22 protein-coding genes and 1 pseudogene are annotated in these 20,182 nt (G+C 72.6%); 15 read left to right on the top strand and 8 right to left on the bottom strand.

Annotated features, from left to right (window positions below):
• Positions 1-90 precede the first annotated feature (90 nt).
• From ACFY2B_RS11405 to ACFY2B_RS11395, 3 genes are all read left to right on the top strand, one after another.
• Positions 91-357 (top strand): DUF2399 domain-containing protein, encoded by a 267-nt coding sequence (locus tag ACFY2B_RS11405; RefSeq protein ID WP_390762973.1) that lies wholly within the window; start codon positions 91-93, stop codon positions 355-357.
• A 459-nt stretch (positions 358-816) separates the two neighbouring features.
• The gene (locus ACFY2B_RS11400; RefSeq protein ID WP_390762972.1) at positions 817-2,469 is read left to right on the top strand and encodes an SDR family oxidoreductase; all 1,653 of its coding nucleotides are present in this window, start codon (positions 817-819) and stop codon (positions 2,467-2,469) included.
• A 5-nt stretch (positions 2,470-2,474) separates the two neighbouring features.
• Entirely contained in the window at positions 2,475-3,851 is a 1,377-nt protein-coding gene (locus ACFY2B_RS11395; protein WP_390762911.1) for a cryptochrome/photolyase family protein, read from the top strand.
• Between the two features lie 136 nt (positions 3,852-3,987).
• Here the strand turns inward: ACFY2B_RS11395 and ACFY2B_RS11390 are convergent, their stop codons facing one another.
• The gene (locus tag ACFY2B_RS11390) at positions 3,988-5,094 is read right to left on the bottom strand and encodes a MerR family DNA-binding transcriptional regulator (RefSeq protein ID WP_390762910.1); all 1,107 of its coding nucleotides are present in this window, start codon (positions 5,092-5,094) and stop codon (positions 3,988-3,990) included.
• Positions 5,095-5,331: 237 nt separating this feature from the next.
• On the opposite strand from ACFY2B_RS11390, the gene ACFY2B_RS11385 reads away from it, so the two are divergent.
• Positions 5,332-5,961, top strand: coding sequence for an RNA polymerase sigma factor (locus tag ACFY2B_RS11385; protein WP_390762909.1), 630 nt, complete (start codon positions 5,332-5,334; stop codon positions 5,959-5,961).
• Between the two features lie 432 nt (positions 5,962-6,393).
• On the top strand, positions 6,394-7,653 hold the full coding sequence (locus ACFY2B_RS11380) for an FAD-dependent monooxygenase (RefSeq protein WP_390762908.1): 1,260 nt from the start codon (positions 6,394-6,396) through the stop codon (positions 7,651-7,653).
• 54 nt (positions 7,654-7,707) lie between these two features.
• Here the strand turns inward: ACFY2B_RS11380 and ACFY2B_RS11375 are convergent, their stop codons facing one another.
• Complete coding sequence (locus ACFY2B_RS11375; protein WP_390762907.1) at positions 7,708-9,054, bottom strand: carboxypeptidase regulatory-like domain-containing protein; 1,347 nt, start codon at positions 9,052-9,054, stop codon at positions 7,708-7,710.
• Positions 9,055-9,172: 118 nt separating this feature from the next.
• Between ACFY2B_RS11375 and ACFY2B_RS11370 the strand changes: the two genes are divergently transcribed.
• The 3 genes from ACFY2B_RS11370 (at position 9,173) to ACFY2B_RS11360 (ending at position 11,492) form a co-directional block, all read left to right on the top strand.
• Entirely contained in the window at positions 9,173-9,835 is a 663-nt protein-coding gene (locus ACFY2B_RS11370; protein WP_390762906.1) for a TetR/AcrR family transcriptional regulator, read from the top strand.
• A 65-nt stretch (positions 9,836-9,900) separates the two neighbouring features.
• The gene (locus ACFY2B_RS11365; protein ID WP_390762905.1) at positions 9,901-10,308 is read left to right on the top strand and encodes a YciI family protein; all 408 of its coding nucleotides are present in this window, start codon (positions 9,901-9,903) and stop codon (positions 10,306-10,308) included.
• An 8-nt stretch (positions 10,309-10,316) separates the two neighbouring features.
• A complete protein-coding gene (locus ACFY2B_RS11360) occupies positions 10,317-11,492 on the top strand; it encodes an RNA polymerase sigma factor (protein ID WP_390762971.1) in 1,176 nt (391 codons plus the stop codon).
• Between the two features lie 147 nt (positions 11,493-11,639).
• On the opposite strand, the gene ACFY2B_RS11355 is transcribed toward ACFY2B_RS11360, so the two are convergent.
• Positions 11,640-12,581, bottom strand: coding sequence for an alpha/beta hydrolase family protein (locus tag ACFY2B_RS11355; RefSeq protein WP_390762904.1), 942 nt, complete (start codon positions 12,579-12,581; stop codon positions 11,640-11,642).
• Positions 12,582-12,901: 320 nt separating this feature from the next.
• Between ACFY2B_RS11355 and ACFY2B_RS11350 the strand changes: the two genes are divergently transcribed.
• Entirely contained in the window at positions 12,902-13,282 is a 381-nt protein-coding gene (locus ACFY2B_RS11350) for a YciI family protein (RefSeq protein WP_390762903.1), read from the top strand.
• A 111-nt stretch (positions 13,283-13,393) separates the two neighbouring features.
• On the opposite strand, the gene ACFY2B_RS11345 is transcribed toward ACFY2B_RS11350, so the two are convergent.
• Positions 13,394-13,744, bottom strand: coding sequence for an antibiotic biosynthesis monooxygenase family protein (locus ACFY2B_RS11345; RefSeq protein ID WP_390762902.1), 351 nt, complete (start codon positions 13,742-13,744; stop codon positions 13,394-13,396).
• Positions 13,745-14,155: 411 nt separating this feature from the next.
• On the opposite strand from ACFY2B_RS11345, the gene ACFY2B_RS11340 reads away from it, so the two are divergent.
• A complete protein-coding gene (locus ACFY2B_RS11340; RefSeq protein ID WP_390762970.1) occupies positions 14,156-14,620 on the top strand; it encodes a DoxX family protein in 465 nt (154 codons plus the stop codon).
• A gap of 389 nt (positions 14,621-15,009) precedes the next feature.
• Positions 15,010-15,735: an FAD binding domain-containing protein gene (locus ACFY2B_RS11335; protein ID WP_390762901.1), complete on the top strand. Its 726-nt coding sequence runs from the start codon at positions 15,010-15,012 to the stop codon at positions 15,733-15,735.
• A 22-nt stretch (positions 15,736-15,757) separates the two neighbouring features.
• On the opposite strand, the gene ACFY2B_RS11330 is transcribed toward ACFY2B_RS11335, so the two are convergent.
• The 3 genes from ACFY2B_RS11330 to ACFY2B_RS11320 are packed head-to-tail and all read right to left on the bottom strand — an operon-like array spanning position 15,758 to position 16,973.
• Complete coding sequence (locus ACFY2B_RS11330; RefSeq protein WP_390762900.1) at positions 15,758-15,943, bottom strand: DUF397 domain-containing protein; 186 nt, start codon at positions 15,941-15,943, stop codon at positions 15,758-15,760.
• Positions 15,943-16,149, bottom strand: coding sequence for a DUF397 domain-containing protein (locus tag ACFY2B_RS11325; RefSeq protein ID WP_390762899.1), 207 nt, complete (start codon positions 16,147-16,149; stop codon positions 15,943-15,945). The genes ACFY2B_RS11330 and ACFY2B_RS11325 overlap by 1 nt, the downstream gene beginning before the upstream one ends.
• Entirely contained in the window at positions 16,131-16,973 is an 843-nt protein-coding gene (locus ACFY2B_RS11320; RefSeq protein ID WP_390762898.1) for a helix-turn-helix domain-containing protein, read from the bottom strand. Before ACFY2B_RS11320 ends, ACFY2B_RS11325 begins: the two co-directional genes overlap by 19 nt.
• A gap of 195 nt (positions 16,974-17,168) precedes the next feature.
• On the opposite strand from ACFY2B_RS11320, the gene ACFY2B_RS11315 reads away from it, so the two are divergent.
• Together ACFY2B_RS11315 and ACFY2B_RS11310 are read left to right on the top strand one after the other, a co-directional pair.
• Positions 17,169-17,462 carry a hypothetical protein gene (locus ACFY2B_RS11315; RefSeq protein ID WP_390762897.1) on the top strand — a complete coding sequence of 98 codons (294 nt, stop codon included), beginning with the start codon at positions 17,169-17,171 and terminating at the stop codon, positions 17,460-17,462.
• On the top strand, positions 17,459-17,683 hold the full coding sequence (locus ACFY2B_RS11310; RefSeq protein WP_390762896.1) for a hypothetical protein: 225 nt from the start codon (positions 17,459-17,461) through the stop codon (positions 17,681-17,683). The genes ACFY2B_RS11315 and ACFY2B_RS11310 overlap by 4 nt, the downstream gene beginning before the upstream one ends.
• Before the next feature lie 24 nt (positions 17,684-17,707).
• On the opposite strand, the gene ACFY2B_RS11305 is transcribed toward ACFY2B_RS11310, so the two are convergent.
• Positions 17,708-18,829 (bottom strand): fatty acid desaturase family protein, encoded by a 1,122-nt coding sequence (locus tag ACFY2B_RS11305; protein ID WP_390762895.1) that lies wholly within the window; start codon positions 18,827-18,829, stop codon positions 17,708-17,710.
• 393 nt (positions 18,830-19,222) lie between these two features.
• Here ACFY2B_RS11305 and ACFY2B_RS11300 point away from each other — a divergent pair.
• Positions 19,223-19,453, top strand: a pseudogene (locus tag ACFY2B_RS11300) (cation:proton antiporter); the annotation flags it as partial.
• A 180-nt stretch (positions 19,454-19,633) separates the two neighbouring features.
• Positions 19,634-19,936: a DUF3040 domain-containing protein gene (locus ACFY2B_RS11295; RefSeq protein WP_390762894.1), complete on the top strand. Its 303-nt coding sequence runs from the start codon at positions 19,634-19,636 to the stop codon at positions 19,934-19,936.
• The last annotated feature ends 246 nt before the right edge of the window (positions 19,937-20,182 follow it).

Genomic DNA, 20,182 nt, shown 5'->3' with positions numbered 1-20,182 from the left:
GCGTTCATGGGTTGCGGCCCCGTGGGCGGACGGGCGCGAAAGCCGTCCTCACCCGGGAGCGGCAACCGGCGCTGATGGACAAGTGGGCAACTGTCGTCGGCGCGCTTCTCGGTTCGCATCACTCCACTCCAACTTCTGCTGAGGAAACCTCGGTCCCCGGCCCGGCCTTGGCGCATGACAGCGGCGGACTACCGTGCCGCGACCGCCCGCACACCGCACGGACCTGAGCCCGGCCGCCTGACCGAGGCTCCCTGGGACCCCGAGCTGACCCGTGCCATGACCGACCACGGCACCGCCGTGGTCGAGGAACTGGTGGCCGACGTCCTGTTGGCAGACCTGGCCGAAGCGATCGGGTGAGGAAACCGCTCCGGCCGGACGTGACGCCCACGTGACGCACGCGTGACCCTCCGGGTGCCCGAAGGCCCCCCGGCGGACCGGAAAACCGGTACGGCGACGCACGAACTGATCGCGGCCGGCTGACCGTCTTCCGCTGCCCCCGGCGATCGAAACCTCAGGAGATCGTTCACATCCGCACTCGGCGGGGCGCGCGGCTCGGAAGGCGGGCCGGCGATGGGCCGCTGCCGCGCACGGGGACCGCCTGGGCACGCCCGTCCAGGGCAGTGGGGGCCACGCACCGAAAGCCGCTCCTCGACGGGCGGACGGTGCCTGCCGGGGGCACTGGACCGCAGCCGTCACCCGGTCGCACCGCCTCGGGGGTGCATCCGGGCGTGTGGCCAGCACCGTAGAGGTACGGAGGGCGCGGTGCGAGGCATCCGCGCGTGGGCGACGACTGGGACGGTACCTGTGGCGGACGAGGTGGCAGGGGCGGCGGCCGGGGGCCGGGCGTCGGCGGGTGCGGCGCTGACCTGTCTGGTGACCGGCGCGAGTGGTTACATCGGCGGTCGGCTGGTGCCCGAGTTGCTGGACGCGGGGCACCGGGTGCGCTGCCTGGTGCGTACTCCGGGCAAGTTGCGCGACCACCCGTGGGCGGATCGGGTGGAGATCGTGCAGGGCGATGTCACCGACGCGGAATCGGTGGCGCGGGCCATGGACGGCGTGCACGTCGCCCACTACCTGGTGCACGCGCTCGGCACCGGCCGCGACTTCGAGCGGACCGACCGCGACGCGGCCCGCGTCTTCGGGGAGCAGGCCCGTCGGGCCGGCGTCCGCCGCCTGGTCTACCTCGGCGGTCTCGCCCCGGAAGGCGTGCCCGAGTCACGGCTCTCCCCGCATCTGCGCTCCCGCGCCGAGGTCGGCCGGGTCCTGCTGGACTCGGGCGTGCCGACCGCCCACCTGCGTGCGGCCGTCATCATCGGCTCCGGGTCGGCCAGTTTCGAGATGCTGCGCTACCTCACCGAACGGCTGCCGGTGATGGTCACCCCGCGCTGGGTGCACACCCGCATCCAGCCGATCGCCGTACGGGACGTCCTGCGTGTCCTGGTGGGCTGCGCCGGTCTGCCGGCCGACGTCAGCCGTGCCTTCGACATCGGCGGCCCGGAGGTGCTCACCTACCTGGAGATGATGCAGCGGTACGCCGCCGTCGCCGGCCTGCCCCGGCGGCTCATCGTGCCGGTGCCCGTGCTCACGCCCGGTCTGTCCAGTCACTGGGTCGGCCTGGTCACCCCGGTGCCGGCCTCGGTCGCCCGCCCGCTCGCGGAGTCCCTGCGGCACGAAGTGGTCTGCCGGGAGCGGGACATCGAGCAGTACGTGCCCAGCCCGCCCGGCCATCCCCTCGGTTTCGACCGGGCCGTCGACCTGGCGCTGCGCCGCGTCCGGGAGGCGGAGGTCGCCACCCGCTGGTCCTCGGCGTCCGTGCCGGGCGCCCCCAGCGATCCGCTGCCCACCGACCCGGACTGGGCGGGCGGCAGCCTCTACACCGACCTGCGGGAACGCGAGGCGGACGTGGCGCCGGCGGCGCTGTGGGAGGTGATCGAGGGCATCGGCGGGGTGAACGGCTGGTACTCCTTCCCGTCGGCCTGGGCCCTGCGCGGCCGGCTCGACCGGTTCGTCGGCGGTGTGGGCCTGCGCCGGGGCCGCAGGGACGCGCGGCGGCTGCGGGTGGGGGACTCGCTGGACTTCTGGCGGGTCGAGGAGATCGAGCGCGGGCGGCTGCTGCGGCTGCGCGCCGAGATGCGGCTGCCGGGCCTGGCCTGGCTGGAGCTGCGGGTGGACGACACCGGCGCCGGGCCCGTGCGGTACCGGCAGCGGGCGCTGTTCCATCCGCGCGGGCTGCTGGGCCACCTGTACTGGTGGAGCGTCTCGCCCTTTCACGCGGTCGTCTTCGGCGGCATGGCCCGGGGCATCGTCCACGCTGCTGCCCGCGCACAGCAGGAGCGCCCGCACACCCCCGCACCGGCCGCGGCCGGGCGGCGTACCGCATCCGGACCCGCCGCGTCGGCGGAAGACGGTGCGGACAGCGAACACCGCGCTGTCCGCACCGACCGTCGCCGACCACCGGAAAGAAGCTGACCGCCATGCACGTCTCGGTCGTCCTGTTCACCTCCGACCTGCGCCTGCATGATCATCCGCCGCTGCGCGCGGCGTTGGAGGCCGCCGACGCGGTGGTCCCGCTCTTCGTGCGCGACCGGGCCGTCGAGGCGGCCGGGTTCGCCACCCCCAACCGCACTGCCTTCCTCGCCGACTGCCTCACCGACCTGGACGCCTCGCTGCGGGAGCGCGGCGGGCGGCTCGTGGTGCGCTCCGGGGACCTGGCGGAGGAGGTCTGCCGCGCGGTGGCGGAGGCGGACGCCGACGAGGTGCACATGGCGGCGGCGCACAGCGCTTTCGCCACCCGCCGGGAGGAGCGGCTGCGGCGGGCCCTGGAGTCCGACGGCCGCCGCCTGTTCGTCCATGACGCGGTCACCGTCGCCGTTCCGCCCGGCGAGGTGACCCCCTCGTCCTCCGACCACTTCGCCGTCTTCACGCCGTACTACCGGCAGTGGACACGGTTCTGCCTGCGCACGGCCGTGGCCGCCCCGCGCCGCGTGCACGTGCCCGACCAGGTGAAGAGCGAGCCGCTGCCCGCGCGCGCCGACGTCACCGGCGTCTCGCCCGCCCTGCCGCCCGGAGGGGAACGCGAGGGCCGCAGGCGGATGACCGCCTACTGGCGGCAGGGCCTGGACACGTACGAGGACCTGCGCGACGACCTGGCCGCGGACGCCACCTCCCGGCTCTCCGCCCACCTGCACTTCGGCACCCTGTCCCCGGTGGAACTGGTCCACCGGGCCCGCCGCCGGGGCGGGGCGGGCCCGCAGGCGCTGGTACGGCAGCTGGCCTGGCGCGACTTCCACCGCCAGGTCCTCGCCGCCCGCCCGGAGAGCGCCCACGCCGACTACCGCACCAAACGCGACCGCTGGCGCACCGAGCGCACGGCGAGGGCCGACATCGAGGCGTGGCGGGAGGGCCGTACCGGCTACCCGGTGATCGACGCGGCGATGCGGCAACTGCGCCACGAGGGCTGGATGCACAACCGCGCCCGCCTGCTGACCGCGAGCTTCCTCGCCAAGACCCTCTACGTCGACTGGCGGATCGGCGCCGCCCACTTCCTGCACTGGCTGGTCGACGGCGACATCGCCAACAACCAGCTCAACTGGCAGTGGATGGCCGGCACCGGCACCGACACCCGGCCCAACCGGATCCTCAACCCGGTCATCCAGGCCAAGCTCTACGACCCCGACGGCACCTACGTGCGCCGCTGGGTGCCCGAACTGGAGGGCGTGGACGTGCCCGCGGTGCACGAGCCGTGGCGGCTGCCCGGCGAGCGCCGCGCCGCACTCGACTACCCCGACCCGATCGTGGACCTGGCCGAAGGCCGGGACAGGTTCAGCCGGGCCCGCGAGCGGCAGGAATGACCATGGCGGGCCGGCGCTGCTCGTTCGGCGACCGACTCGGCCCGCACGGCCCGCACTTCCTCGCCCGCCCCCGCACACCACCGGGTACTGGTCCTTCACGCACCGCCTCCGCGCCCTGCCCGCCGGCGTCCCGGGCTCAGCGTGCCGGTGACGCGTGCCGTGCGCCGTCCTCGTCGCCGTACGGGCGGCTCAGGGTGGCCACGGCGTCCCGCAGACCGGTGCACCGCGGAAAACCCGTGGAGGTCCGCCGGTCCCAGCCCGGTCCGGCGGGCAGCACGAGGGGCCGCCCGCGAGCACCCGCCGCTCCCCACTCCAGTCCGGCGACGTGCCGGGCCAGCGGCACCGACGCCATCGAGCGGGTCTGCGCCCACAGCACGACCGCGGCCGGCCCGGTGCGCCGCACGCACGCCAGCAGTGCCTCCGAAGGCACCGCCGCGCCCAGCGTCCGGGTCGGCACGCCGCGCTCGCCCAGCGCGGCGGTCAGCGCCTCCAGGGCGAGGGAGTGCTGCTCACCGGGCGTGCAGGCCAGTACCACGGGTGGGGCCTTGGCGGCGGGCGGCGCGCTCGGCAGCAGCAGCGGCGCGCTGCGCAGGGTGGAGGAGATGTGCCAGGACAGCAGGTGCTCGACCTCGACGTAGCGGTCACCGGAGGACTCCCACTTGCGGCCCACCGCGCGCAGGGTCGGCACCATCACCTCCTCCCACGCCACCGTCAGACCGTGCCGCCGGACGGCGTCCAGCAACCGGTGCGTCAGTTCCGGCGCGTCCAGCCGGACCGCGGCACGGGCCAGGCCCCGGCACTCCTGCCGTACGTCCCCGAGCGGAAGCCCGCCGCCCGGGCCGCCGGGACGGGCGGCACCGGCCGACCCGGTGTCCGGCCCAGGCCCCGGTTGCGGGGCAGGAGAACCGGGCGGGACTTCGTCCGGCGCCGCCGGGCCGCGCGGGGCGAACCGCAGCAGGGCCACCCGAGCCGCCTCGGCCGGTGGGGCGCCCGTGGCGGTGAGCCGGCACATCTCCTCCGCCATCGCGATGTCCCCGGGCGCCCAGCGCCGGTGACCGCCTCGCGAGCGTCCCGCGGGGCCGAGCCCGTAACGGCGGTCCCAGGAGCGCAGGGTGGTCGGTGAGACGCCGAGCCTGCGGGCGAGCGCGCCCGTCGTCACGCCGACCGCCGAGGAGGGGTCCGGTCGGCCGGTGCCGGCCCGTGGGTGGGTGCCGTCCTCGGCGGTGAGGGGTTCGTCGTTCATGACTGTCGCGTTGCTCGGCGTCCTGGTGTCGTGGTCGGTCGGCGAAACGATCTGCCCTGCGTGCCGCACACGGGTCGGCGGGGCAGTCCGCCGGAACCTTCCTCCGGGGCATCCGGGCATCCGGACATCCGTTGCGATATCGATGCGAGTTGTTCCCATCCTGCTCCGGTGCGCAGTCTGGTGCAAGGCGGGGCCGGTGGCCCACCGGACCGCCACGTACGGCCCGGGAGGCTCGCGATGGACCGGTTGACGACGCCCCACGGCGCTGTGACGGCCCGTCCCGGCCTGGGGCGTCCCGCCGAGACGCCCGCCGCCGCAACCTCCGCCGCAGAGACGCCCGCCGCCGAGGCGTGCGGCCCGGGTGCCGACTGGTCGGAGCTGCACCGGCAGTGGTCCGGCTTCGTCCACGCGTTCGCCCGGCGGGCGCTGGGCGACGCCAGGGACGCCGAGGACGTGACCCAGCAGGTGTTCGCCGCCGCCTGGCGCGGCCGTGACGGCTACCGCGCCGACCGCGGCGCGTTCCCCGCCTGGCTCACGGGCATCACCCGGCGCAAGGTGGCCGACGCCCTCGCTGCCCGCTCCCGGCGCGCCGAACTGACCGCGCGGGCCGCCGAACGGCTCGCGACGGGCCCGCGCCCGGAGTCCGACCCGGAGGCGGCGCTCGACCGTGTGGTCGTCACCGCCGCGCTGGCCCGGCTCACGCCTCCCCAACGGCGCGTCCTGCGGCTGGCCTTCTACCAGGACCTCACCCAGAAGCAGATCGCACAGGTCACCGGCTGGCCGCTGGGCACGGTCAAGAGCCACACCCGGCGCGGCCTGGAGCAACTGCGCCGCTGCCTGCGGGACGACCGGATGCTCGCCGCGTGAGCCCGAGGTGAGCCGAGGTGAGCCGCGTGAGCCGAGGTGAGCGCCTGAACGTGTCGTCGTAGAGCGATGCACAGTCGATGCGTCCTGCCACCCGCGTGCCCTGGTCCGCCGCGGCTCCGCGGTGACTGCCGTGACCACGGTGCCTACAGTGCCTACAGGGAACAAGCCGTCGCCGTCCGTCCTCCGTGACGGGTGGGCACCTGACGAACTCGGACGTCGTCCAGGGAACGGATTCCGGCGGGATGCGACCGGCCGGCCCAGCCGGTCGCCGATCCGCGACCGTCGTGCCGTCGTGCCGTCGTGCCGTCGAGTGGACGCGGGCCAAGGCGTGGGAGGCGTCCGCTCCGGTTGGTCCTACGTCGTCGCCCCGACGAGATCGTCGCCGCCCGGGGCGCTCCCCCGGCTCGGGCCCGTGGCTGTGAGAGGTGAGTCATGTCCCACACTGATGCGATCGTCGTCGGCGGCGGCATCGGCGGCCTGGGCGCGGCGTTCTCGTTGACCCGGCAGGTGCTGAACGTCCGCCTGCTGGAACGCGCCGCCGCCCTCGGCGAGGTCGGCGCCGGCCTCCAGCTCGCGCCGAACTGCACCCGCATCCTCGACGACTACGGCCTGCTGGCGGAGGCCAGGCACCTCGGTGTCGTCCCGGGCGCGATGGTCATGCGGGACGCCGTCGACGGTGCCGAGCTGACCCGGCTCGACCTGCGGGACCTGGGACGGCGCTACGGCCACCCGTACCTGGTCATCCACCGCAGCGACCTGCACGACCTGCTGCTGCGCGGGTGCGAACGCGCCGGTGTCGAGCTGATCAACGACGCGCGGGTGACCGCGTACGAGAACACCGGCGACGGCGCCCGCGTGACCCTCGCCTCCGGCGAGATCCGGCAGGCGGCCGTCGTCCTGGCGGCCGACGGCCTGCACTCCCTCGCCCGCGGGCTGCTCGTCGACGACGAGCCCGTCGCCTCGGCCTACGTCGCCTACCGCGGCACCGTCCCCACGGGGCTGCCGCGGGCGCGGTCCGTGGACCTCGACGAGGTCGTGGTGCACGTCGGGCCCGCCTGTCACTTCGTCCACTACGGCCTGCGCGGCGGCGAACTGCTCAACCAGGTGGCGGTCTTCGAGTCGCCCAAGGCGCTGGCCGGGCAGGCGGACTGGGGCACGCCGGACGAGTTGGACACCGCCTTCGCCGGGGCCTGCGGCTTCGTCCGGGACGGCCTGCCGTTCATGTGGCGGGACAAGCGGTGGCGGATGTCCGACCGCGACCCGATCATGACCTGGACCCACGGCCGGATCGCGCTGCTCGGCGACTCCGCGCACCCGCCGCTGCAGTACCTCGGGCAGGGCGCGATCATGGCCATCGAGGACGGCTGGGTGCTGGGCGAGCACGTCGCCCGCAACCGCGCCGCGGACGGCACGGTCGGCTGGGACGCGGCCACCGCCGCGTACGAGGCCGTCCGCCCGGAGCACTGCCGCCGCGTGCTGACCACGTCCCGCACGTGGGGCGAGCTGCGGCACCTGGACGGGGCGGCCCGCGAGCAGCGCAACGAACTGCTGCGCGCCCGCGACACCGACGACTACGCGTTCGTGGACTGGCTGTACGGTCCGACCGCGCTGACGCCGGACCAGGAGCTGCCCATGTTCACGCCGGTCCCGCTGTCCTCGCGGCAGCCGCGGACCCGGAGGAGGAACCCGTGAGGTCGCGGCCCGACACGGCAGGGCTCCGTGCGCGGCCGTTTCCGTCGGCCGTTCCTAGACCGGCAGCAGCCCCTCCGGGGCGTACCGGGTGTCGAGGCTGAAGTCCTGGTAGTGGACGGGCCGGATCGAGTGGAGCCGGACGCGGGTGACGGAGGGGAGGTGCCCCGGGGCGGTGGCGAGCACGATGACCGAGCCGGGGTTGAGGTTGGCCGCCGTGTAGGAGCCGTCGGCCGTGGTGGTGGTGCGCAGGATTCCGCGGCCGTGCTCCGTGGTGACGGTGATCGTCGCACCGGCCAGCGGCAGGCCGCTGCGATCGGTGGCGCGGCCGGTGAGGGTGCACAGCGGCATCTCCATGGTGGGGTCGTCGACCGGTGCGGCCGGCGGCAGGGCCTGCGCGCGCTCCGCCGGCGTCCGGACCAGTTCCTTCACCCAGCCGAGCAGGATGAGCAGGGACCCGAGCGCGATCCACGCGGACAGCACCAGAGTGGGCCGCAGCAGGTTCTCGTGGTGGAAGTACCCGATGTCGCGCACCGCGTCCACCACGTTGCCCATCGGCAGCACCGGATGCAGGAATCTGAAGAACGCGGGCACCATGTCGGTCGCCACGGTTCCCCCGCTGCTGGGCATCCCCAGCATCATGAAGACGACGACCGCGACGGCCGGGAAGAACCGCCCGAAGAACGCGACGAGACCGAACGAGGTCAGCGTCACCGCCTCGGCCATCAGACAGAGGTAGAGCAGGATCAGCGGGTTCTTCGTCACGGCGTGGTAGCCGTAGGCCGGGACGACGTAGGTGAGCCCGGCGATGACCAGTGCGCCGCAGACGTAGGTCAGTACCTGTTTGCGGCGGCTGAAGCCGGCCCGTTGCAGGGAGACGACCATGAAGTAGCAGGGCAGCGTGCAGGCCAGCGCGAGGTAGAGGCCGGTGGTGCCGGAGGTGTCGCCGGGGAGGGTCGGTACCAGTTCGTGCACCTGCAACTGCGGTGCGGCCTCGGGGTGCTGAGCGGCGGTGGCCGCGCCGACGGCGTTCTCCACGAGGGTTTCCAGCGAGCTGCCGTCGGCCTTCGCGAGGTAGAGCTGCGGATGGTGGGTGTCGGGCTGCCACGCGGCGACCGTGTCCTGGTGGAGGACCGCCTCCCGGGCCGTCCGGACGCTGTCCGCCTGGCGCAGGTCGAAGGCGCCGGGCGCGGTCCGGTCGAACGCGGCCTGGAGGGTGGAGGTGGTGTGCGCGGGCGCGGCCACCGCGATGCGGACGCCGTGCGGTGCGGCGTGGTGGAAGGCCGGCAGGTAACAGAAGAGCAGGCCGGCGAGGAACACGGCCGGCAGCCAGAGATTCCCCATCAGCGCGCGAACGGTCGCGCCCACCTGTGTCGTGTGTTCCTGCTTCAACGCCTCGTCCATGCCCGCGAGCCTAACAAATCTTGCATTCGTGCAAACATGCACGCCTGCAGTTATGTATCGCGGCAGGTAGGCTGCGCTCGACGACGAGGTCGAGAGCGCGTGCGGAGGCCGGAGGACCATGGTGGCGGGCGAGCGGGAGCCGGGGCTCCGCGAGCGGAAGAAGGCCCGCACCCGGGCGGAGCTGCGCCGCGCGGCGATCGCCCTGGCCCTCGAACGCGGCCCCTCCGCCGTGACCGTGCCGGATATCTGCGCGGCCGCCGGAGTCTCGCCGCGCACCTTCTTCAACTACTTCGACAGCAAGGAGGAGCCGCTCTTCGCCTGGGACCCCTGGCTCAGCCGCGAGGCCACCGCCCGCCTGGCCCTGCGTCCGCCGGACGAGGACCCCCTGACCGCCCTGCGGCGCGCCATGCAGGAGACCCTCCCGGGCGTCGGTACCTCCGGCGACTGGCCCGCGCGCAGAAAGCTGCTGACCACCCACCCGGACCTGGTCGGCCGCCTGGCCCAGAACCTGCACCACATGGAGGACCTGCTCGCCGGGGTGCTCGCCGAACGCCTGGCCGTTCCGCCCAGCAGCCTCTACCCCCAGCTGGCCGCCGGTGCCGCGGTGACCGCCCTGCGCGCCTCCTTCGTCGCCTGGGACCCGGACACCGGCCAGTCCGGCCTGGCCGACCTCCTCGACCGGTCCTTCGACCTCTTCGCGGCAGGGCTGCCCGTCGACGCCGGACAGGCGGATCGAGGGGAAGCCGAAAAAATCTCGGACGGTGATGTCGAGAATCCGTGACCCGGCTCCGTCCCCGGGACGAACGCGAACCACAATGGGGCGCACCAGTACCGAGGAGAACCACGATGGCCAAGTACTTGCTGCTCAAGCACTACCGCGGCGCCCCGCCTCCGGTGAACAACGTGCCGATGGACCAGTGGACGCCCGAGGAGGTCTCGGCGCACGTGCGGTACATGCAGGACTTCGCGGCCCGGCTGGAAGGCACCGGCGAGTTCGTCGACGCTCAGGCCGTCGCGCCCGAGGGGACGTGGGTGCGGTACGACGGCGCGGGGCGCCCGCCGGTCACCGACGGCCCGTTCGCCGAGACCAAGGACGTCATCGCCGGCTGGATGGTGGTCGACGTCGACCGCCACGAGCGGGCCCTCGAACTGGCCGGGGAACTGTCGGCGGCCCCCGGGGCGGCCGGGAAACCGCTCCACGAGTGGATCGAGGTGCGCTCCTTCCTGGCCGCACCGCCCATGGTGACGGAGTGACCTCTGCCATGGACGAGGCACTGCTCCGCAGGCTCGTCCCGAGCGTGCTCGGGATCCTCGTCCGCGGCGGAGCCGACTTCGCGGCGGCCGAGGACGCCGTGCAGGGCGCGCTGGCCGAGGCGCTCCGCGTCTGGCCGAGCGGATCCTCCCCGAACTCCGCGAGCGGGCCGGACGCCGTGCGGGACATGAAGGGCTGGCTGGTCACCGTGGCCTGGCGGCGCTTCCTCGACGCGACCCGGGCGGACGCTGCCCGGCGCCGGCGTGGGGACCTCGTCGACGAGGAGCCGCCGCCCGGGCCGGTTCCGGCCGTCAACGACACGCTCCAGCTCTACTTCCTGTGCGCCCATCCCTCACTGACGCCGTCGTCGGCGGTCGCGCTCACGCTGCGCGCCGTCGGCGGGCTGACGACCCGCCAGATCGCCCGCGCCTACCTGGTGCCCGAGGCGACCATGGCGCAGCGGATCAGCCGGGCCAAGCGCAGGGTCTCCGGCGTGGGGTTCGACCAGCCCGGCGACGTCGCCACCGTGCTGCGCGTCCTCTACCTGATCTTCAACGAGGGCTACTCCGGCGACGTCGACCTCGCCGCCGAGGCCATCCGGCTCACCCGGCAGCTCGCCGCGGCGACCGACCACCCCGAGGTGGCGGCGCTGCTCGCCCTCATGCTGCTCCAGTACGCCCGGCGTGAGGAACGGACCGAGCCCGACGGCAGCATCGCGCCGTTCGCCGAGCAGGATCGTGGCCTGTGGGACACCGAGTTGATCGCCGAGGGCGTCAGGATCTTGCAGGGGGCCCTCGCCCGCGACCAGTTGGGCGAGTACCAGGCCCAGGCCGCCCGCGCGGCACTCCACGCCGACGCGCAGAGCGCCAAGGAGACCGACTGGGCGCAGATCGTCGAGCGGTACGACGAACTCGCCCGCCTGACCGGCAGCCCGGTCGTCCGGCTCAACCGCGCGGTCGCCGTCGGTCAGGCCGACGGACCGCCCGCCGGGCCGGCGGCGCTCGCGGAACTGGACACCGCACTGCCCCGCCACGCCGCGGTGGCCGCGTACCTCCACGAGCGTGACGGCGACCCGGCGACGGCGGCCCGGCCGCACACGGAGGCGGCCGGGAAGGCGGCCAACCTCGCCGAGCGCGACCACCTGCCCCGTCAGGCCGGCCGGCTCAACACCCGCCGCCATCGCTGACGGCTCGCGCGCACCGACCGGCATCGGCGCCCGAACGCCTCGGTGTGGGTGGGCCGTCGGCGACGGTGGCGGACATCGAGGACCCGGACCTCGTCACCCGGCTTCTGCTTCGCGGGTGGGTGCGCGAGCCGGGTCCGGCGCGGGTGGTTACTTCGATTCCAGTCGTCCCAGCGGGTGGGAGTCGCCGGCGAGGGCGGCCTGCGCCGTTTCCCAGTCGGCGTGGTCGGTGCCGGTGACGTGGCGCAGGTAGGCGAGGGTGACCTGCTGGACGAGGGCGACGCGGCCGGGATCCTCGTCGGTGGTCTCCGCTGCCTCGTAGCCGGAGATGCCGCCGAGGGAGTGCCGGCCGCCGTAGACCGTCAGCAGGCTCTTGCCGCTGCGGCTGAGGGTGTACGGGTCGGTCGTCCAGGACGGGCCCCGGGTGGAGAGCGGGAGTTCGTCCTTGTCGCCGGCGACGACGAGTCCAGGTGCGGTGACCTGGGAGAAGTCCTGGTCGCGCAGCCAGGGAGCGTTCTCGACGGCGAAGGGGGTCAGTTCCTCGCCGCCCTTGCCGGCTGTGGCCAGCTGGATGCTGGCCATGACCCGGGAGTCGGACATGTCCTCCACGATGCCGGTCTGCGGATCCCTGACGCGCAGACCGACGAGGATGCCCGCGGTCTGGCCGCCGAAGGAGTGTCCGGCCGCGACGATGCGACTGTGGTCCGTCCGGCCGGCCAGGCCGGGCACGGACGCCTCCAGGGTGTCGAGTGCGTCGAGGATCCGCTTCATGTCCTGCACGCGGTAGCGCCACAGGTGGGGCTTGCGGGGATCGTCCGCGGCCACGGTGAAGCGCCTGGAGTCGAGGTGGGTGGCCTGGATCACCACGAAGCCGTGGGAGGCCCAGTGGTCGACCAGCGGTGCGTAGCCGTCCAGGTGCGAGCCGAATCCGTGCGCGAACAGCACGATCGGCAGGTTGCTGCCGGTGACCGGTGCCGAGACACGTATGTGCAGGTCCTCGCCGCGCTGCGGTGCGGGCAGCACGACCGGCTTGACCGACACGGTCGGGGTGGACGGGGGGCCGGTGAGACCGGTCGTCTTGTACGTGGTCATGCGTGTGCTTCTTCCAGGTGTGGTGCGGTGCGTGGGGTGGCGGGTCAGGCTGTCTTGGGACAGGGGATGCGTTTCGCGCGCGCCCGTCGTTCGAGCCCTTGTGGGTCAGGAGGCGAACCGGGAGAAAGCCCCCGGTGAGGCGCACGTCAGTCACGCTAAAACCTGACGTTGACGTAAGAGGCAAGTAGCGCGAGCCGGGCCGGTCGGCTCGCCCCTGGCGGCGGCACCCGGCGCTCACGCAGCCCCGAGATCGACTTCCGGGACATACGCCACTTCTTGCAGCACACTGAATGTGATCGCTTGCGACGGAGGGCAATGCCATGGCCGGGTCCCAGCACGACGTCGAACAGCTTCTCGCCCCCATGATCAAGAAGCGGCTGTACGCGGCCGTCAACCGTCGGGTCGCCGCACCGGAAGTCATCACGCCTTACGTCGCGGACCACCTGCGCTATATGACGGACCTGGAGGAGCGCGGACTGCTGTGGGCCTCCGGGCCCTTCGTCGAACCCGGCGTGCAGGTCGGCGACGGCCTCACCATCCTGAACACCGCGACCGCCGACGAAGCCGTGACCCTGCTCAGGAACGAGCCCCTGGCCAGACGCGGGCTGCGTACCTTCGACGGGCCCTTCCTGTGGGAGTTGCGGGAAGGGCGCATCCCGGTCCGTCTGAACGCCTCGACGTCCATGTTCCGGCTGGAGTGAGGGGCGGGGCCGGGTCCGTGTTCCGGTCGGGGTGAGGGCGGGTCCGGACATGGCCGCCGGGTGCCGGGGTGTCCGGTCGCCCGCCCCGTGCCCGTCGGCCGGTCGCGGGTGTCACGAGCCGGTCGGCGTGTCCGTGCCGTGTGTCGAGCGCACCTGGAACAGACGTGGCTGTACGTCGGTGGCGATCTTCGCTGCCTGGTCCATGTGGACGCGGGCCTCGGGGTTGGCGAGCATCGCGCGGTAGTGCTCCTCGGACTCCCACTGGGCGTAGTTGATGACGCGCAGGCCGTCCTTGGAGGCGTGGAAGTTGGCGCGGATGAAGCCGGGTTGGTGCTTCATCGTCTCCTCGGTGGCGCGGGCGAGCAGCGCGACCAGTTCGTCCTGGCGTTCGGGGGACACGGTGAAGATGTTGATGAGCGTCGCCACCGGGCGGGTGCTGTCGATCTGTGCGGTAACGGCCATGCTCCCTTTCCTCCCCTTACGGGGGGTGGGTGGGACGCGTGCGGGTCCGCTTTCGCCCGATCGGATGAGGCCACCGGCCCCGGGCCGGATCTCGCACACATCATCTCAGTCAGAGATGAAATCTATCGAAGATTGCCGCTGGACAAGATGAGGTGGCCGAGTGATGCTCGGTGATGTGGGGGGACCCGCCACCGGCGGGCGGACAAATCCATCCCCCATGAGAAAGGTGCCGTCATGCGTGCACTGCGTATCCACCCCTTCGGCGATCCCCGTGCCCTGTCCCTCGCCGAGATGCCCGCCCCCGTGACGAGGGTCCGGGAGGCCGCCGTTGTCGCCGGGAGCGGCCCGGTGCACCCTCCGCGTGCGCGGCACGTCACCGGCGGGGTGGCGCGGCTGTGCACCAGGGACTGGATGCTGCTGCTGGTCAGGCTGACCTTCGGGCTGCTGATGGCCGGCCATGGCGCGCAGAAGGTGTTCGGCATCTTCGGGGGTCCGGGACTCGCGGCCACCGGCAAGACCTTCGACGCCCTCGGCTACCACCCCGGTGAGGTCTTCGCCGCCATCGGCGGTCTGTCCGAACTCGTCGGCGGTCTCGGCCTGGCGGTCGGACTGTTCACCCCGCTCGCGACCGCCGCCGTCATCGGCGTGATGATCAACGCCATGGCCACCGTCAGCGGTGCCCACGGCCTGTGGATCCAGAACGGCGGCGTCGAGTACAGCGTCTCCATCTGCGTCGTCGCCCTCGCCATCACCGCCGCCGGCCCCGGCCGGCTGGCCCTGGACCGGATCTTCCCGTGGCGGGCCGGCGGGTGGGCCGCAGCCGCTCTCGCCCTCGGTCTCGGAGGCGTCGGTGCCGCGGTCGCACTGAGCGTGTGAACCGTTTGGCCGACCCGAACGGCACGGGAACGCCGGGGGTGGTACCCGGAAGGGCACCACCCCCGGCGTTCCGGCGTGCGCCGACGCGTCCGGCGCGCGCAGGTCTGTCGGCCGTTCGGCCGACACCGCCGCCGGACTCGACCACCCACGGGCGCATCTCGCGCCCGCCCCCGGAACGCACGCAGAGCCGCTGGTCACGTGCCATGGTGCTACGGCGGCGGGAAGGCGCGGGTGGCAGGGCGACGCGGCGCCGGAGCATTCCTTCGCATGCTTGTGTGAGCCCTGTACGCGCCCCCTTCCGTGCGGAGAAACTGCGCCGTGTCGGCGGACGATGGTCGATCTCTCGCCCGCCCAGCTCCCAACTCGCCCCGGAAGGAAGGTCGTTTGCGGTGCAGCTGCGGTTTCCCACCTCCGTGTCCGAAGCCCAGGAATGCCTGGCCGAGGAGTCCGTCCCGATCGGCGGAGCGACGCTGGTGTGGGCCACCTGGCAACGCGACGGCTTCCCCCAACACGCCATGTCACTAAGGGACTTGCCGGAAGCCAACGTCATCGGACGGGAGACGCTGGGCGGCGCCGTGGTGCTGAACCGGATCGACGACCGGCTGCCCGACGTGCTGCGCCTGGCCGCCGCCACGATCGGCACCGGCGCCGTACGCCGCACCGCCACGGTCGGCGGCAACATCGTCGGCAGCGCCCTGCGGTGTCTACTGCCCGCGGCCCTCGTCCTGGACGCCCGCGCCCGGATCCTGGGAGCCGACGGCGTCCACGAGACCGACCTGGCCGAGGTCACCGCCAAGCGCCCGCTGCTGCTCAGCCTGCACTGGCGCGAACCGGTCGCCAGCGCGTACCGCAAACTGCCGGGCGAGCCGGGCGGCCCGCCGCCGCTGGTCGTCGCCACGGCACTGCACGCCGACACCGGTACCGGAAGGCGGCTCCGGGTCGCCGTCCGTGACGGTTACGACGTACTCGGCGGCAGCGCGGCGTGCGCCACCGACACCGACACGGCGGAGGTGCTGCGTGCCCTGCGGAGGCAGCACTTCGGCGACCTCCCGGCCGACGCCTGGACGGCGATCGGCGACCAGGTCTCCGACCTCCTGAGCCGCCCGGCCGACTGAGCCCGCGTCGCCGCTCAGTCGCTCAGCCGCTCAACTTGCCACTTTTCACTGCCGTGATGAAGGCGGACCAACTGTCGTTGGGGATGACGAGCGCCGGGCTGTGGGGGGTTTTGCTGTCGCGTACGGGGACGGCGGTGGCGTGGGCGTCGGAGATCTCGACGCACTCGCCGCCGTCCTGGTTGCTGTAGCTGCTCTTGCGCCAGGGCATCAGCTCAGATTCCCGTCCTTCAGGGCGGTGATGAAGGCGGACCAACTGGTGTTGGGGATGATGAGGGCCGGCCTGTGGGGGACTTTGCTGTCGCGTATCGGGACGACGGCGTCGAGGCCACCACAGATCTCGACGCATGCGCCGCCGTCAGAGTTGCTGTAGCTGCTCTTGCGCCATGCCAACTTGGTCAGTTCGGTGGTTCGCACGGTGTTTCCTCCAACATGCGCAGGACGAATTTCCGCGAATCGGCCGGGGACAATGCCAGGTCGCGCACTGCATCGTAGGCGCCTTGCAGTCGTTCGACGGCGGCGTTCTCCTCGATCAGTTCGCCTCTGTATGCGTTCTCCGTGTACGCCACCGTACGACCTTCGGGCATCCGCAGGAACCACAGGTCAGTGCTGTCCAGTCCATACGGACCCGCGCTGAACGGCAGTACTTGGATGGTGATGTTCGGTCGCTCCGCCACCTTGACCAGGTAGTCCAACTGGCCTCGCCACTCGGGCGTGTTCAGCAAGGCCACGCGCAGAACTGCCTCGGAGAGGATCGTGCGGAACTTCGGGGCACCTTGGCCTTCCAGCAGTTCCCGCCGCCCCATCCGCGCGTCGACCTGCTGCTCAAGTTCCTTGCCCAGCAGTCCGCCCGCCGCCAGTACCTCTCGCGCGTAGCCCGGTGTCTGCAACAACCCCGGCAGCACGCTCACCGCGAAGTGCCACAGGCTCACCGCCTCCGCCTCCAGCGTCATGTACCGCCGATACCGCTCCCGGAACTGCGTATGGTCCCCGGCGGCCAGTTCCCACAGGGCCAGTAGCAGGCCCGGTGTTCCGTAGTGCTGGTCGAGGGCCTGGGCGACCTCGGGACTGCCCAGCGTCTCGCCCTTCTCCATCTTGCCGAACAGGGACCAGTCCCAGCCGAGCCGTTCGCCGAGTTGCCGCAGACTCATCCCGCCGGCCGCCCGGAGGGTGCGCAGTTCCTCCGCGAACCGTTGGCGTGGTTCCTGACTGCGTCCGGTGATGGCGCGTCGCTGCGGCATACCGCGTCCTCCGAGATGTGCGTTCGGCCCTGTGGAAGATGTGGCACCTGCTCCGGGGGGCCGGGAAAGAGGGCCCGGCCACGGCGTGAGCCGGTCCTGTTCGGGCGCATTCTCGTAACACCCGGACTACGCAGCGTAATCCAGGCCGCGTAGCCGCTTCAGGGATTCGCCGGAACCGTACCGACAAGGACGCTCATGCCCCCCACACCTCGACGCACCGACGCAGCGACCACCCCGGAGCACACCACCATCGTCACCGGGCCCCCGGAACCTCGTGTGCCCAAGGTCCAGGAAGCCCTCGACGCCCGGGACACCCTCGCCTCGGCCCTGAGCCGGGCCGGTATCCAACTGCCCGCCATGGACATCCGTACCCCGTGGGCCGACGACCGCGAGGGCGAGGCCCGGTACGCGCTCGTCCACCTCGGGGTCTGCTCCGCCCCCGTGGCGCTGATGATCGCGGACGTGATCCTCAGGGGGGTCGCCTCATGACGGAGGAGGAGGTGCCCGGCGTCGGGGAGGCGGTTCACGACAAGGGGCAGGGTCGTTCCGGGAGGGTCACGGGGCGGGTGGGGCCGTATCTCCGGGTGTCCCCGTTCGGTGGTGGCCGGGCCTGGGACGCCGACCCGGAGCTGATCCGGCGGCTGACTCAGGACGAACTGCTGCGGGAGCTGGTCGCCGAGGCCAACGCCCGGAGCAGGCAGGCCACTTGACGGTCAGGGGCCAGGGCAGCGTCGTCAGGACGTCCGGCGCTGCCGCCTGATCGGTTCCCCGATGCGGTGCATGTGGGTGAGCGCTTCGCGGTAGGACCGGAACAGCCCGGTCTCGTGGTACGGGACGCCGATCTCCGCGCAGTACTCGCGCACGACGACCTGGGCCCGCCGCAGGTGGGGCGTGGGCATGCTGGGGAAGAGGTGGTGCTCGATCTGGTAGTTGAGGCCGCCGAGCATCACATCCGTGAACAGGCCGCCGCGCACGTTGCGGGAGGTGAGCACCTGGCGGCGCAGGAAGTCGGGCCGTTCGTCACCCGTGAACGTGGGCATGCCCTTGTGGTTGGGGGCGAAGGTGCAGCCGAGGTAGACACCGAAGAGGCACTGGTGCACCGCGAGGAACGCCACCGCCTTGCCGGGCGAGAGCACCAGGAACAGCGCGGACAGGTAGGCCGCGAGGTGCAGGAAGAACAGGACGCCCTCCAGCAGCCGGTTCTTCATGGACGGCGAGCGCAGCGCCCGCGCGCTCGCCACATGCAGGTTGAAGCCCTCGAGCGTCAGCAACGGGAAGAACAGGAACGCCTGGTGGCCGCCGATGATCCGGGCGATGCCCCGGCTGTTGCGGGCCTGCTCGGTGGACCACACCAGGATGTCCGGGGCCACGTCGGGGTCCAGTTCCTCGTGGTTGGGGTTGGCATGGTGGCGGGTGTGCTTGTTCATCCACCAGCCGTAGCTCATGCCGATGCCGAGGTTGCCGAAGAGGCGGCCCCAGGTCTCGCTCGGCCGGCGCCGCCGGAACACCTGCCGGTGCGCCAGGTCGTGGGCGACCAGCGCGACCTGGCCGAATATCAGGGCCAGGAAGGCGGCGACCGCCAGTTGCCACCAGGTGTCACCGAGTGCGAAGAAGGTTCCCCAGCCCGTCGCGAGCAGCGCGATCACCAGGCCGAGCCGTGCCGTGTAGTAGCCGGGGCGCCGCTTCAGCAGGCCCGCGTCGGTGATGCGCTGGGAGAGCCTGGCGAAGTCGCTGCCCGGCCCGGCGGCGGAGCCGGAGGCAGCCGTGCGGGGGCGGGCCACGGAAGCCGGCGCCGCGGACGCCGCGGGTGCTGCGGATCCTGCGGGTGCGACGGAGGAATCGGTCGAGATCGTCATGCTGTCGAGTCTCGGGACGGCGGTCCGGCCGAGACAGCCTGCCAGGCACCCGAAGCGGCCGGGGGCTGTCCCCAGCAACCCCAGGGGGCTGCCACCACCCTGGGCCTCTGACCTGGGCTTTCCCTGCTTGTAGGGGTACGGTGCGGGTACGGGATGGGGGTCGGCCCGCGGGAGAAATGGGGGTCGGCACCGATGGCGGTCCGGGGCATGGGCGGGTGAGGGTGGGGGGGGTGTGCCGTGGGACGCGTGCGGGGATGGCGAAAGACCGCCGCGGCAGTCCGTTTCCGGTCGGCGTTCCGGTCGGCGTTCTCGTCGTCTCCGCCGTCGTTTCCGTCGCCGTCTCCGTCGTCGCCTCCAGTCGTCCCGAGCCCGTGGTGCGGAAGGCGGTGGCCTGTGGGACATGCCGACACGCTGCTCGCCATGGGCGGTGCCTTCGTGGCCGCCGCACTGCTCGCCCGGCTCGGCGGCCGGATCGGGCTTCCGACGATTCCGCTGTTCATGCTCGCCGGCCTGCTGCTCGGCCCGCACACTCCCGGCCCGGTCCTCGTCGAGGACGCCCATGACTTCGAGATGCTGTCCGCGCTCGGGCTGGTGCTGCTGCTGTTCTGCCTGGGCGCCAACTTCCGGTCCGGACGCCCGGTATGCGTGAGGGCTCCTGTGCGGGGCAACCACCAGGAAGATGAGGGCCGAACCTGATGGCGGCAGGCCGCGGGCGGGGGAGAGCCTGGAGGTCCGGACGGGCCGGTCGGGTCAGGAGTGACGGGCCGGCTCGCCGACCGTGTCGGGTTCGGGAGGGATGGAGCCGTGACCCAGTTCGACGAGGAACGTCTGCTCGACCTCGCCGCACGGCTGGAGCGTGATGACCCCCGCTTCGCCCGCGGGCTCGGGGCCGGGCGCCCCGCGCGGCCCCGCGAGTACCGGCGCACCGGCGCCTGGTGGGGGCTCGCGACCGGCGGCGCCGCGCTCGCCGCGGGCGTCTTCCTGCCCCACGGGCTGCTGATCGCCGCCGGGCTCGTGGTCATGGGCATCGCCGTGCAACTGCTCGACCCCGACCGGGCCCGCAGCGCGGACCGCGCCCGGGGCGGACACCGAGGGCCGCCGCAGTGAGGCCGTGCGCCTCACCGGTGACGTTCTCGGGTGGTCGACGGCTTCGTGCGGCCGATGCCTCTGCGCGGTGTCCGGTGGCTTCGTGCGGCTGGCGTTTCCGTGTGGTGGTCGGTGGCTTCGTGTGGTTGACGTCTCCGTGCGGTCGACGACGTCTCCGCGCGCGGGGGTCGGTGCCTTCGGGTGCCGACGCCGGAGTTCCCCTGAGGGCTCGTTCTGCCGTGCGATAGACTTCTTTACCGAGCCCTT

Origin of the sequence: Streptomyces sp. NPDC001270 (genome assembly GCF_042896695.1) — a bacterium.
GTDB lineage: Bacteria > Actinomycetota > Actinomycetes > Streptomycetales > Streptomycetaceae > Streptomyces.
The sequence above is the reverse complement of the archived record's forward strand: the minus strand, read 5'-3'. Positions and strand labels throughout refer to the sequence as shown.